The sequence below is a fragment of the Brevibacterium pigmentatum genome (assembly GCF_011617465.1).
Classification (GTDB): domain Bacteria; phylum Actinomycetota; class Actinomycetes; order Actinomycetales; family Brevibacteriaceae; genus Brevibacterium; species Brevibacterium pigmentatum.
The window spans coordinates 2,323,400-2,337,738 of sequence record NZ_CP050153.1; the positions used below are offsets into that span (position 1 = coordinate 2,323,400).

A 14,339-nucleotide genomic window follows, 5' to 3' on the forward strand; every position below is an offset into this window, starting at 1 on the left:
GGCGCGCCCACCTCAGCCGTTATCATAGTATTACCTCAAGGCACTTTTGCTTAATTAAGATTCATCTGAAAATTTACCTTGATCAATCGCGGAAAACGTTTATCTTGACCGGTTTATGAAAATATCATTAGCAATTTGTGTACGCGGAAGATTTTTAGGTGTACCACACGGCAATGCGCTAATTTTATCATACTATTCCTCATTATGTTGAATACTATTTGTGCCGCATTGTCACTTATATCGAGCACTGACTGGCTCGAGAATGGATGGAGAATCTATTCTATATGTTGGTGACTCAACGGAGAGTGCGGAGGTCACGGCACTGGTCCGCTGTCCGCCCACTTGATGCAGTCACTTTCTAATTCACGTTTAGACTCGGCATCTTGCAAGTTCGACCGACGGCATGCATCTCTTCACATCTTCGTCGTCTGCACCGCCAGAAATTGAACTTCGGCGATAGCGCCCAAGAGTGGGAGGTGGAGGAGTACCTGTGCTGGGGCGTTTCCACCGGTCGTCTGCAATGCCTTACGGTAGACGGCCATCTGGCCGAGGTACTTCTCCCGGATATGACCAACTGGGTCGGTTCCCGGATACGACTTATGGTCGACAAGGATATGGTCCCGATTCGGTAGAAGAATGCGGGAGTCGATCCAGCCTTCCATCACCTGTGCGTCATCGTTGCGCCAGGCTATTGGGGACTCTGTGACCACCTCGGCGCCGGGGTACCTCGTCTCCACCCATTCGGTCCACCGTTTACCGACTTCGATGAGCACGTCCGCATTCAGCACACCGTCGGCATCCCAGCGCGAGAGGATCCGCTCGGCCGCTGTCCGCTTCAGTTCATCGGTCAGTGTGGAAAGAGGCAACCCCAGGTAGGCGTGGACAGCGTCGCCGACGCGATCCCAGTCTTTTCCGCCCTTGTCCACCAACGGCTCCCCCAACTTGGCAAGGATCCCCACTTCGGCCTCGACACCGATTGAAGGCACGCTGCTCGCGGTGAACCGTGCCGGCAGGTGAGGCTCAACCGAAATCGAACCTCGGATAGGAATGTCCGTGTGGGCGAAGAACGACCGCGGCAAACCAGTCGAATCAGCCGTGGGGCAGTCTTCGATGTCGATCGGCAGGGCACTGATACGAATCGGCATCTCCGTCAAAGCATCGCGTCCGTTGCTTCGCCGGTCGGCGACGCGCAGGACTCCGTGCTCGTCGACGGCAATCGCTGATTGGTCGGCGCCCGTCGGCTTCTCCCATTCGAGCAGGCCTTCCGCCACAGAACTGGTGAGGACATTATCCGTGCCCGTGGGGTCTCCGAACGCCACGATGCTGTGAGTCTCGGCCCGGGTGAGCGCGACATAGAGCAACCGTGCGGTCTCTTCCTTCTCTGCTTGCCCTGCGCGACTGACCGCATCCAGACGGCTCAATCGGACCTTTAATGGGTCATAGTCCTTGAGCACACGAGGCAGGAACCGCAGAGCACGATTCGCCAAGGGATGACGCGCGTCGAAAACCGGAGCCTTCTCCACGGTGATCTCCCGGTGCCCATAGTCTTTGGCCACGGGAACACCGACGATGACGACCGGCCACTGCAGACCTTTCGACTGGTGCATGGTCGTCACGAGCACGGCATCGTGAGCTGTCGTCTGTTCATAGGATCCGGCCGCCTCGGTGAGGTAATCGAGCAGGCCTGCTGGAGTGACCGGCGAACGCGTCTGTTCCGAAGCGTCCGCATATTCACCGGCGATCTGGCACAGGGAATCAAGCGTTGCCAGACGGTTCTCCGGTGTTGTCCACGCTTTGATCCGCTGCGGCAGGTCGAGGGCATCGATGATGCTCAGCAGCAGGTCAACCGGTGAGTGATGAGCGGCATTGAGCGCCAGTTCCGACAGGGCGGCCAGCGCGGGATCATCCCACCACGTCCGAGGCTGGTCACGCCGTTCTTTCTTGTCGACGATCCGTGCCGCATCTTCGAACCATGTGTCGTGGCTGCCATGGTCGGGCATGAGAGTGACGAGTTCGGCGAGCGCCACCGCGTCGTCCCGGTCGACGACCGCGGCCAAACCGGCGGCAACGAACTGTCCTTCCCTGGTTGAAAGCAGATCGCTGGTCGACCCTACTGCGCGGATGCCGCGTTCGCGAAGTTCAGAGACGACCCGGGAGACCTGAGAGTTCGTGCGAACGAGGACAGCGATATCGCCCTGTTTGACGTCGCCGTCGGGCAACTGAGGCGAGCGCTGCAAGAAATCTTCGACTCCCGCGGCAATGGCTTTACCCATCCGCGTGTCCGCGGATCGAGTTCCGCCAGCTGTCGTGGTCGGTACCCAGAGTTCGCGGCTGCCAATGTGGCGCAGGTGTTCACGCTGCGGCGGGATGCTCAGCACCACCTCGCTTTCCTTCTGGTCGGCGAAGACCGAGCTGAAGAGAGTATTCGACAGATCGAGAGCCGGTTCGGTCGAGCGCCAGGACGCGCCGAGGTTCTCCGAAGTGGCCTTGCCCAGTTCTGTCTTTCCATCGATGAGTGCCGAAAAGACATCGTTCATCAGCTCAGGGTCGGCTCCGCGGAATCCGTAGATGGCCTGTTTGCGATCGCCCACCCAGATGACTTCGTCGACGAGGTCGGCGAGTTCCATGAAGATCGCCAACTGGATGGGAGACGAGTCTTGGAACTCATCGACGGCGAGCAGGCGGTAACGAGAAGCGATCGATGTCCTCACTCGTTCGTTCGTGCGCAGCAGGTCAAGGGCGCGAACCTCCTGGTCGACGAAATCCATGACCCCGAGGGTGTTCTTGTGTTCCTCATACGCCGACAGTGACGCGATCGCTGTGTCAATGACGAGGGTGATCAGTGCCTCGATGTCAGAGTGGAAGGCACTGTTGGCGAGGAGTTCCTCAGACACGAGGCGAGCGCTCGACTCATCGAGAACCTGTTTGGGCACTGCTCCGGGCGCCTTCCCACCTGGCACGGCCGTGTACTTCCGCTCTGCCACCTTCGCCCATGTCGACCACGGGACTCGCGCGAACGGAGCAGCCTCCTCGGCGCCGTTCTCGAGTCCACGGAGGAAGCGGTCAAGGGTGACGATGCTGCCTTCTACGTTGCCTTCGTTGGTCTTCGTCACCTTCGGCCCCTCAGACGGAGGTTCCTCGCCGTTCTGGAAGACTCGCAGTGCGTCGCGCAGCTGCTCGATGTCGCCGGCCAACCTGTCACACCACTTCTGCCGTCCGTCTCCCCCAGCGGCAGGAAGAGCTGAGAGGAAGAGCTCCGCCGAAGCGCGTGCCGATGCTCGCAGTGCGGCCTCGCCGAGGTGGTTCGCCCGGGCCGCCTCGGCGACGGATCTGACAAGGTCGGACCAGACGACGGGTCCGTGGCCGAACGCGTTCGTATCACCGGGGCTGCCGTTATGACCGGTGCGGACGAGCAGATCGCGGTGAGTGGCTTCAGCTTCGGCAACAACCGCGTCGACGGCTGTGGTGAAGACGATCGCCTGTTCCTGTTCGTCGAGTACACGCAGTTCTGGTGAGAATCCAGCGTCGATGGCGTATTCAGTGACGAGGCGGCCGGACATCGAGTTGATGGTGCCGATGAGTGCGGTGCTGATCTCCTCGGCGGCGGTGATGTTCCCGTCATCGAGGAGTCGCTTCTGCGTCTTTTCGACGAGGTCGGCCGCGGCGCGGACGGTGAACGTGGTGGCGATGACTTCGCTGGCGCGCAGGACGGGTTGGCCGTCGTCTGTTGTCTGCGACAGTCGTTCGGAGAGCACTTCCGTCAGTCGGTACGTTTTGCCTGATCCTGCCGAGGCGGTGATGACGTGAACGCTCATGAGTGGTCCCCCGCGATGCCGTAGATGAGGTTGAAGTTGCTGTAGGACTGGTTCTTGGCCACAAAGAGACGGCCTTCTTCCAGCTCATCCGCTTTGATGGTCTTGAGCGCTTTGTCCACCTGTGTGCTCTTGGTGTGGGGGTTGACGCCGAATTCGGCGTGGACGTCTGCGCTCAGTGAGTTGAAGCGGCCGGTGGCGATGGCGGACAGTGTGTGTTCGATTGAGGCTTGGATCATCGGCCATAGTCCTGCGGGATCGCCACCGAGTCCGTTGCCGTCATCATCGAAGCTGTCGGCTGTTCCGGCATTAAAGTTCTCGTCGAGGCCGGAGTCGGTCGAGATGAATCGTCCTTGTTTGAGCATGAAGTACGCGGTGAGTGGGTTGGCACCCGTCGGCGAGTCGCTGGTGTGTGAGTAGATGCTCAGCTGGACGGCTTCACCGTCATCGATCATCGTTCGATAGCGCTTCTCGTAGTTCGCCCATTTGAGGTCGATGATTGCCGGTCGGCCGTCGCTGAACGCGCCTTCAAGATCGCGCTGTCCTCTCAGCTGAACGGTCATTGCTTCGCCGGCGACGGTCAGTACCCAGTCGTGGTCGAAGCCGGTTTCGGCGCCGACGATCGTGATGCCGCGGTTTCTGAGCGTGGTGAACAGATGAACCAACGATGCGGTTGCGGTGGACCTGATCGTGTTTTTACGTGCCAGCTGCCCCGGCAGGAGCAGCTCGGAAGCGAACCGTGGGACGAGCCGGTCGAAGGCCTTCGCGATGTCGGCGGGTGTGGTCGCCGAGGTGTCGCTGTCGTTCCTGGCCTGCACAAGGTCTTCGACCACGGCGTGAGCCAAATTGCCGATCATGCGGTTGTCTGTGGGGATGTCGAAAGTGAACCCGCGACGCAGGCCGAGGCCGCGTTCGAGCGTCCAGCCCAACGGGTCGGAGAGCAACTGGTCGATCTGGCTGAAGGACAGCGTCTCCGGCAAGAGGTGGCGGAAGTCGCCTTCGAGGACGCGCGAGACTCTGTTCGGGGCAGTGAACTGTTCGAGGCTGACGATCGACGTCGGAATGGCCACGTCATCCAGTTGCCATGTCTCGTCTGTGATGAGATCCGCGACGGTCCGAGCGACCGTCGGGTCGGAAAGCACTGCGTCGACGGATGCGTTTGGAAAGTGCTCGCGGTCTGCAGCTGAGATGTCTTCTGCCAGTCGTGAAAGTACGGGGTGGAGGGCCACGGGTTCGCCTCGGCTGGTCTCGGGGCAGAAGCAGATGAGGTTCACAGCGGCGCGGAGACCGTCGAGTTCGGCGGCTTGTCTCAGTCGTTCTTTCTCTGTCGAGGTGGAGATCCGGACTCCTGATTGCGCCAGTGCGTCGATTTCGGCTGGGTCCCAGGTCTCGTTCGCCGAGGTGGCTGAGCGCTGTGAACACCACCAGATGACGGTGTCGGTGCCTTCCGGGACTTCTGCGGGGCTGGTGACGACCGTCCAGTCGGCGGCTTGGGCGTGGGCGTCGACTCGGGTTGCAGTCGGTGCACTGGATTCTGCGATGTCGAAGAGCTCGCGGACTCGGATGGTGTTCGTACCGAGCCGGGAGATGGCGGCGCGGAAGGACGCGAGGTGGGTGGCCGCCTCGGCGATCAATGCGGTGGTGTCGTCCTGTGCTGTGTCAGCGATGCGGTTGCCGTTCAGTCTGCGCAGGCGTGTAGCCAACCAGTCCAATGCGGGGTTGAGGGAGGCGAGGTCGAGCTCGTCTGAATCGGCCGCGGGCGGCCTGGTGCGCAGGAAACCGTCTAGTGCTTGCTCGGTCTCCCAGGCTCGGGTGGCGGTGTCGGCGTTCTCGGCTGTTCGGGATTTCAATTGGTCGAGAGCGTGCATCCACGCGGACTCAGGGTCGCTGGAGATACCCGGTTCTTGGGTGAGGGCTTGCAGGAGCACCGACGACACTCCCTGCGGAACGAGCGACGTGGCGGGGGAAGTTGCGTCGTTTGTGCCGAAGGAGAGATGCAGGAACTCGGCGACTCGACGGATATCGGTCGGGGGCAAGACAGCGCCGAGGAAGACAGGGAGTATCTGGGCGGACGGATTTGCTGGGTTGGAGTCGGCGATTCCGAGCGTCGGCGCCTGTCGTCGTGCCAGCTGTTGGTCGAGGACAGCGGTGGCATCGCCGGCGATGATGCAGGTGCGCTCTCGGTCGTTCACATTTGCGAGGTACCGGGCGGCCGCCTCGGCGGTGGACCAGGTATCGGGGCCGCGCACGATGGTGAGTTGCGGCGTTTCCGTTGGTGCTGCGGACTCCGTGACGGTCACGCCTGCAGCTTCTACCGCGCCGAGGATGTCCTGCCACACCTGCGGGAGAGTATCCCTCTTGTCACGCAGTTCGATCGAATCGATTCCGAGCGGCCAACTAGCTCCGTATAGCCGGAGCAACTCGAGAGATTCGCGCACGTCGTCTGCACGACCGGGCGCAAGCGTTGCGGCGGTGTCATGTGGCGGACCGATCACGACGAGACTTTCGACTGTAGCCAAGGCGTCGAGTCGAGGGTGTGCGGAGTAATCCTGGCCGTCATTGGCCGGTTTCCAACCAGCCTCGATCGCGTCGTCGCGCAGCTCGAGCAGATGGTGGGCGGTGTTCCAGGGGTCGTTAGCGAACGACCGGCGATACCAAGGATGGTCAGCTTGTGCCAGCAACGACCGGTATTGAGCGATGCGAATGGGGCGGTCGATGGTGGGTCGGGTCGTGCCCAATCGAGTCTGGAGGATGCCGAGCAGACCTAGCGGGCCGGTGACAACGATCGTTCCCGTTGTGTCAGTCGACCACGGTGCCCGATCGAGGTTCCATCCGAAGACGATGCGCATGCTTGGTCCTTTCCAGAGCAACTATCTCGACAGTATTCGGACTGGGCAAATTCGCCAAACGCTTTACCGAAAGTGGTCTCATGCGAAAGACTCGCCCACAGCGACGATGGCCCCGCAGTGTCAGATGCCGACTGTAGTGTTGGAGCAACCCAAATGAACTGCGCCCGGACTGGAAATGTGACTGCCAGCCAAATCAATATCAGTGCCTTTCAGACGAGAGCCTCGGAGACACGGTTCAATGAATACGTCCGCACGACCACGTAAAGCTCTGGCCACTAGCCACGAAGGCACGCAACATGGTTCAGTGGCTAAGAAGTAAAATGTACCGGTTCCCCAGCGGTCGAAAGGAATACACGCGTGAAAACTGACGTCGTCAAACCTAAGGATATTTTCTACAATCCGACGCGATTTGTTGTTCCCCTGTTCCAGCGGCCGTACGTCTGGTCTAAGGAGGACCAGTGGGAACCCCTCTGGACCGACATAACTCGCCTGATCGAGATCATCAAAAATCACAATGCCTCAGCGACACACTTCCTCGGAGCGATCGTCATTCAATCGGTTCCGACTGGCTTGGGCGACCTACCAACCTGGAGCGTCATCGATGGCCAACAGCGGCTTACAACTTTACAGCTGCTATTGGATGCTCTGCACAGTCAGTTAGTGAACCGTTCTTGGGTCCAATTGGCAGGGCAGGTACAAGCACTGATTGAAAATCCCAGCGACTATCGCTTTGCTGACAACGATCAGTTCAAGCTCTGGCCGACTAATCGCGACAGACACGCTTTCGCATCTGTCATGTCTGCACCAGAGCCCGTTGACTATGCAACTTTCGGCCAATCTCGTCTCGGCGAAGCCCACAAATTCTTCTCTGATTCTATCGACCAATGGCTGGGCGATGACGGCGAAAGTGAGCGCAAGGGCAGGATGCTTGTAGCCTGCATTATGGATCGGCTCGAAATTGCCAGTATCCGCCTAGACGAAGACGAAGACGCGCAAGCTATATTTGAGACCTTAAACGCTCGAGGGACTCCACTGTCGGCAGCGGATCTCATCAAGAATTTTGTCTTTCAAAAATTCTCGGGACCCAGCGAAAAAGCCGAGCAGGCATACAATGACTATTGGGCCGACTTTGAGACGCCATGGTGGGAGCGGTCGATCACTTCCGGACGCATCAAGAACACTCGCTCTTCCCTATTTCTGTGGCAATGGCTGGTCGCACGAACTCTCAACGACTTTCCCATCCGTGAGGTGTTCGCCCAGTTCAAGCACTACGTGGTGACATCCGCAAACGACGTGCAATCCATCTTGCGGCAAATCCGAACTGCAGCTGACAAGTATCGCTCAGTGATCGAGGCCTCGGAGAATGCCAATGGAGTATTATCTCGCGTGGAGCTTTTCAGCTATCGTGTTGGCCTACTAGACTCCGAGGTCGCTCGCCCACTTCTGATCTGGCTGGACGAACCAGAACAGTCTGCTATTTCCCCGTCTGAACGCGATCAGATACTTGCAATTCTTGAAAGCTGGTTCGTCCGAAGGTCCTTAGTCAAAGCCAGCACAAAAGGATCGAACAGGTTCATCATCGACCTGTTACGACGTTTGAGTCATACGTCGGTAGGCCAGCTGGTCCAATCAACTCAAGATTATCTGTCCACGAATCACACAGGCTCCGGCTACTGGCCGGACGACGCTGAAGTTCGTGAAGCTCTTATTGATGCTCCTGCCTACACCAAATATCGACGCGATCGACTCCGAATGGTGTTCGAAGCACTGGAGGATCACCGCCGCGGGTACCCGGATGGAAAGCAGCTCACGATGGGCCCGATAGTTCGCGGAAAGGGCACAATTGAGCATCTCATGCCACAAAAATGGCGTAAACACTGGTCCGCTGAGCTTACTGAAGATGAAGAGCTTGTTCGCGACCAGAGCCTCCAGCAACTTGGAAACCTCACCTTGGTTACTCAAATACTGAACTCCAGATTTAGCAACGGCTCTTGGGAGACTAAACGCGAGCATTTCCTTACCTACGATGATGTCCTCATCACCAAAGACGCTCTAAAATTGAGCTTCGACATATGGAATGAGTCAACAATCAGGCAACGGACCTCTATGTTGATCGACCAAATCCTGGAGATCTGGCCCGTACCAGCGGCTCATGTAGGGTTGCCGGCAGAACCTGAGGCCCCGCCTACGACGAGCAACGTAGACGTCGCTCAGTTAGTCAATTCGGGCTGGATTGATGCAGGAACCGAGCTCGTGCCACGTAGTCAGAAATATGAGAACCGCTCGGCATTCGTCTCGCAAGATGGACGACTCTTCGTCGACGACACCTCTTTCCAGACCCCATCAGCAGCGGCGTATTTCATCCGAGGGTCTAACTCGAACGGGTGGACCTTTTGGATGATTAAAGATACCGAAGAATCGCTACATGACCGGCGTACTGATTATGTCGTGAGCCTTGGAGAAGAGGACACTTCCACAGACGATGGCTCTAAGTTCGAAACGTTCGACGTTTCTGAAGAAGACGAGCGCAGTGAATAACGACGCATGATTCCTCCAGAACAGTGACTCAGTTGCTTGCGCTACAACGGGGGAGCTTCTTATTTCGGAAGCTGATGGCAGACTGCAACAAAGAGAAAGAGCTGATTTGCGGTCTTTTTCGCTATAGCGTTCACCTTGTAGCCACGAACTGTATTGCGCGATCGAATTTCTGTTCGAAGACTATGCGCATGTGTGGCCCTTCCGGAGCAATTGTGTCGACAGTCTTCGGACACGGAAGAACCACGAAATTATTTGGGCCGCCAGGGTTGGATCTGGTCGGATTTCACGAATCAATGGTGCCCGTGTCAGTGGCTCCCCATAGGCTCATCTCTAGGCTTAAGAGTACAAAGGAGCAACACCGTGGCCGTCACAGACGAAGAGATCAAGACTTTGGTCGAGTATTGCGAAACCAACCTTGGGGATCCGCATCTTTGGAAGACACCGGATGGCTACCCCAACAGCCTCGCGTTGTGCATAATCGATTCGATCTACTCAACCGGATCACACTATTCGTCGGTTGTGAATGTCATCGAACGGTACAAGAGCATTCCAAGCGGCGAACGTCACGGAGCCAAGGACTTAGCAGCCTCCATCCAGAAGGTAGGCGGTGCTCGAAACTGGGCAACTACCATTGCAGAGAACCTCAAACCCGCCCATACGAGGTCTGGCGCTCCGTTGAAAGCCGACATCATTGAGCAAGCTGCCGACCTCTTGGTTCATGAAGACATCGACACAGTCCCTGATCTTGTCGCTGCCGTCGACGGTAAGCTCACGAACAATTACGTTTACCACGGCTGGAAACGCCTGCCCAGTCAAAGCTCTGGGGTGACCTACAACTACCTGCTCATCCTGGCCGGCATGCAGTCAATCAAACCTGATCGGATGGTCCTTCGTTTTCTCGCGGAAGCCCTGGGAGAAGAAGCTGACGTTGAAGGCGAGCGAGCAGTGGATCTGCTCACCGAGACTGCAAAAGCGCTCGATGTCGAACCACGCGCGCTAGATCACATTGCATGGAGAGCAGCGTCGGGCCGTGAACTCGTCGACTAGTACCCGGCCAACTAGTCAGATTTCGACCCCGTCGTTGGCAACAGAATCTTTGTTGTTGGATGCCCGAGCGCTAACAGCACGAAGAGGCTTTCCGCGGTCAGTGTTGGAATCCAACTGCAGAAAGCCTCTCCTACATGGGGCGAAGCAGTTCGCGCTACTCCTCCACGCGCTCAACCTTGCCGACGAGGAACACGTACGACAGCACACCGACGATGGTGACCGCCGCCATGTAGACGAAGGCCGGGGCGAAGTCGACGTCGGTGACGAGGAATCCGATGACGATCGGGGTGGCAATCGATGAAAGGTTGCCGATGAAGTTGAACATGCCTCCGGTCAGGCCCAACAGTCGTTCCGGTGCCAGCGCAGATACCAGTGACCAGGTGATCGAGGCGAATCCGTTACCGAAGAACGCGATCGACATGAACACGATGACCAAAGCCGACGAGTCCGTGTAGTTCGCGCCGAGCATGAACACCGTCATCGCCAGACCAATGATGATCGGCAGCTTCCGTGCCATCCCCAGCGACAGCCCCTTCTTGACCATGAGGTCGGGACTGATGCAGGGTTTGGGGACATCTGATCTGGCTTGTTCACAGGCAAGCCTGGAAGGATTGACACCATGCCACAGCCCTATCCGAAAGAGTTCCGCGACGACGTCGTCCGCGTCGCCTTGAACCGCGACGAGAAGACCACGATCGCCCAGATCGCCAAGGACTTCGGCGTCCACGAAGGCACCATCGCGAAATGGCTCCGCCAAGCAGACATCGATGCCGGCAACAAGCCCGGAAACACCACGGACGAGTCCGCCGAGCTGCGCGAGCTGCGACGTCGAACCCGTCTGCTCGAACAGGAGAACGAGGTCCTGCGCAGGGCTGCCGCCTACCTGTCGCAGGCGAATCTGCCGTCAAAAGGCTCTACCCGCTCGTGAGAGAGCTCGCCGCCGACGGGATCCCCGTGGCGGTGTCGTGCCGGGTTCTCAAGCTCTCCCGCCAGCCCTACTACCGATGGCTGGCGGCCCCTGTCCCCGAAGCCGAGGTGAATGAGGCGTATCGGGCCAACGCCCTCTTCGACGCCCACCGAGACGACCCCGAGTTCGGGTACCGGTATCTTGCCGACGAAGCTGAGATCGCCGGCGAGCCCATGGCGGTACGCACCGCATGGCGGCTGTGCTCGGATAACGCCTGGTTCTCGGTCTTCGGCAAGGCCCGGGCCAAGAATGGGAAGAAGCCCGGCCCACCTGTTCACGACGACTTGTGTGTCGTTACCGACGCCGATGGGCGCACCCGCCACGAGTTCCGGGCCGATGGACCGAATCAGCTGTGGCTAACCGATATCACTGAGCATCGCACCGATGAGGGCAAGCTGTACATGTGCGCGATCAAGGATATCTACTCCTCGCGGATCGTCGGCTACTCCATCGGGGCCCGAATGAAGGCGCGCTTGGCCGTTGATGCCCTCGAGATGGCTGTGGCCCGTCGCGGTGGTGACGTGGCCGGATGCGTGGTCCATAGCGATCGCGGCAGCCAATTCCGGTCGAAGAAATTCACCCGCGCATTGGCCCGCCACGGCATCGTCGGGTCAATGGGCCGCGTCGGCGCGGCTGGCGATAATGCGGCTATGGAGAGCTTCTTCGCTCTGTTGCAGAGGAATGTCCTCGACCGTCGCCGGTGGGCGAGCCGAGAGCAGTTGAGGCTCGCGATCGTGACGTGGATTGAGCGGACGTATCACCGACGTCGGCGGCAAGCTCGGTTGGGTCGTTTGACACCTGTTGAGTACGAAACAATTATTGAGTCACCTGCAGTCGCAGCGTGACACCCCGATTGTCACCTCTCTCTGCACCAGTCCCGGTCCGAGACCGTACCGGAGAGCAACACTCCGACAAGCGCCGCGATGAACGGCAGCGATGCCATGAAGCCCGACTCGATGTAGTCCATTCCTCGGTAGTCGACGAGGTAGGTCGGGAACCAGGTGAGGAAGAACCACAGGGTCGAGGTGAGGCAGAACTGTCCGAGGTAGATGCCCCACAGCTTCCGCCGCGTCAGCACGACCTTGACGTCGGACCACTTGAGCTTCGGCTTGGCCTCCTTCTTCACTCCGCTCTCGACATCGACGAGTCCCCCGCCTGAAGCGATGAGATCGATCTCAGCTTGGTTGACGCCGGCCTTGTCGCGCGGCTCCCGGTAGACGAACCACCAGATCCCGGCCCAGATGATGCCGACAACACCGGTAAGGATGAACACCCAGTGCCAGGTCAGAACGGTCTGCAGCCACGACAGCACCGGTGTGAGCAGCGCCAGTCCAATGAACTGACCGGAGGTGTAGAAAGCGATGACTCGACCGCGTTCGCGCTCCGGGAACCATGCGGTCGCGACCTTGTTGTTGATGGGGTAGGCGGGTGCTTCGAACCCGCCGACCATGAGTCGCAGGATGATGAGCGCGATGAAGCCGCCAGACATGCCCATGAACAGAGTGGCCAGCGACCACAGCACGAGGCACGACGCATAGAGCACCCGCGGTCGGACCCGGTCGACGAGCCATCCGCCAGGAAGCTGCATCGCAGCGTATGTCCATCCGAATGCCGAGAGCAGCAGACCCTGCTGCCCCGTGGTGAGATCGAATTCCTGAGACAGTGCCGGCATCGCAATGGACAGGTTTGCCCGGTCCATGTAGTTGATGACGACGGTGATGAAGAGCAGAACCGCGATGATGTAGCGGGTCCGAGTGGGGCGAGTGGTGACTGCGGTGTCGAGTTTCGTCATGATGTGGGTTCTCCGTTTTTTGGTGAGCTGCTGGTCACCCGGATCGGGGCACGCAGCAGGAGCAGGTAGGTGATTCCCGCAATCACTGCGACAACGGCGCCCAGGAGGAAAGGAACGAGGTACGAGTCCGTGGTTGTCACCAAGACTCCGGTGAGCCAAGGCGAGAGTGAACCGGCGAAGTAGCCGCCGAAGTTCTGGATTGATCCCAGTGAGGCGACGCGACTACCAGTGACCACATCAGCAGGGATTGACCACCCCACGGCGCTCAGTGCACCGCAGAAGAACAGCGCAAGACTCATTGCCGACAGTTGGAGAACAAAGTGGCCGGTAGTGACTCCGACAAGGATCGAGCATACGGCGAGCGCGCCGCCATAGATTGCAGCGATCTGTCGTTTGCAGACCAGAGGAGCTAATTGGTCTCGCACCCGCGAATACTTCGTGGTGAACCAGCCACCGAGGATACCGCCGATGCCTCCGACCGCGAATGGAATCGCCGTGTACCACCCAAGTGCGGCATCGGCCACAGAGTAGATGTCGTTGAGCATCAGGGGCAGAAAGGTCACGAAGATGTTCAGTGTCCACACGACGGCGACGAATCCCAGCACCATTGCCCAGGTTTGGGGCTTGGTGAAGAGCTTCAACCACGGGATATGGCCGGTTGGGGCGTTGTCGTCTTCCTCTCGGGCGCGGATGTGCTCGAGTTCAGCCTCCGAGACTCTGCGATCGTGTTCCGGAGAACGGTAGAAGGCCCAGAATCCTATTGCCACGATGACACCAAGCACGCCGAGGATGACGAACATTGCTCGCCAACCGAAGCCCATAATGAGGAAGGTGAGGATCGGCGGAGCGACGGCGGGTCCCCATTTGCTTCCCGAGTCGTAGACGCCGACTGCAGCTCCGCGCTCTCGGGGTGGGAACCACTCGGCGACTATCTTCGCTGAAGTAGGCGATACCGGGGCTTCGAAGACTCCGAGCAGGACTCGCGACACCATAAAATGCCACATGTGGTGGCCAAAAGCCATCAGCGCAGTGGCGATCGACCAGAACCCCAACGCCATGACGTATACCGGCTTCGCACCGAGACGATCGGTCAGCCATCCACCTGGCAGCTGAAAGAACGCGTATGTCAGTGAGAACGCAGTACCCAACAGCCCGATGTCCGCGGCGGTCAGACCGAGTTCGTCGATCATGTGCGGGGCTGCGATCGACAGTGACGATCGATCCATGTAGTTGATCATCATCGCTGCGAGCAGCCATCCGAGAATCCACCACCGGGCTCGTCCCGGCGAGGCTACGCGTCGCGACACTGTAGTTTCAATCTTTGAGCTCATCGT

General features: G+C 59.0%; 8 protein-coding genes. 3 read left to right on the top strand and 5 right to left on the bottom strand.

From position 1 onward, the window contains the following. Positions 1-413: 413 nt before the first annotated feature. Entirely contained in the window at positions 414-3,815 is a 3,402-nt protein-coding gene (locus tag GUY30_RS10480) for a UvrD-helicase domain-containing protein (protein WP_167197107.1), read from the bottom strand. Continuing rightward, entirely contained in the window at positions 3,812-6,661 is a 2,850-nt protein-coding gene (locus GUY30_RS10485) for a PD-(D/E)XK nuclease family protein (protein WP_167197110.1), read from the bottom strand. Before GUY30_RS10485 ends, GUY30_RS10480 begins: the two co-directional genes overlap by 4 nt. Before the next feature lie 357 nt (positions 6,662-7,018). Between GUY30_RS10485 and GUY30_RS10490 the strand changes: the two genes are divergently transcribed. Both GUY30_RS10490 and GUY30_RS10495 read left to right on the top strand, forming a co-directional pair. Beyond that, positions 7,019-9,199: a DUF4357 domain-containing protein gene (locus tag GUY30_RS10490; protein WP_167197115.1), complete on the top strand. Its 2,181-nt coding sequence runs from the start codon at positions 7,019-7,021 to the stop codon at positions 9,197-9,199. Positions 9,200-9,559: 360 nt separating this feature from the next. Beyond that, on the top strand, positions 9,560-10,246 hold the full coding sequence (locus tag GUY30_RS10495; RefSeq protein WP_167197118.1) for a DUF8548 family protein: 687 nt from the start codon (positions 9,560-9,562) through the stop codon (positions 10,244-10,246). Positions 10,247-10,400: 154 nt separating this feature from the next. Here the strand turns inward: GUY30_RS10495 and GUY30_RS10500 are convergent, their stop codons facing one another. Then, positions 10,401-10,790: an MFS transporter gene (locus GUY30_RS10500; protein ID WP_208091401.1), complete on the bottom strand. Its 390-nt coding sequence runs from the start codon at positions 10,788-10,790 to the stop codon at positions 10,401-10,403. A gap of 75 nt (positions 10,791-10,865) precedes the next feature. Between GUY30_RS10500 and GUY30_RS10505 the strand changes: the two genes are divergently transcribed. Further along, positions 10,866-12,058, top strand: a protein-coding gene (locus GUY30_RS10505; RefSeq protein ID WP_228281248.1) for an IS3 family transposase whose coding sequence is annotated in 2 segments (ribosomal slippage) — positions 10,866-11,150 and positions 11,153-12,058 — 1,191 coding nt in all. Because the reading frame shifts where the segments join, the coding sequence is not laid out codon by codon here. A gap of 11 nt (positions 12,059-12,069) precedes the next feature. Here the strand turns inward: GUY30_RS10505 and GUY30_RS10510 are convergent. Both GUY30_RS10510 and GUY30_RS10515 read right to left on the bottom strand, forming a co-directional pair. Further along, positions 12,070-13,005, bottom strand: a complete 936-nt coding sequence (locus GUY30_RS10510; RefSeq protein WP_167197121.1) for an MFS transporter — start codon at positions 13,003-13,005, stop codon at positions 12,070-12,072. Next, positions 13,002-14,312 (bottom strand): MFS transporter, encoded by a 1,311-nt coding sequence (locus GUY30_RS10515; protein WP_167197124.1) that lies wholly within the window; start codon positions 14,310-14,312, stop codon positions 13,002-13,004. The genes GUY30_RS10510 and GUY30_RS10515 overlap by 4 nt, the downstream gene beginning before the upstream one ends. Between the last annotated feature and the right edge of the window lie 27 nt (positions 14,313-14,339).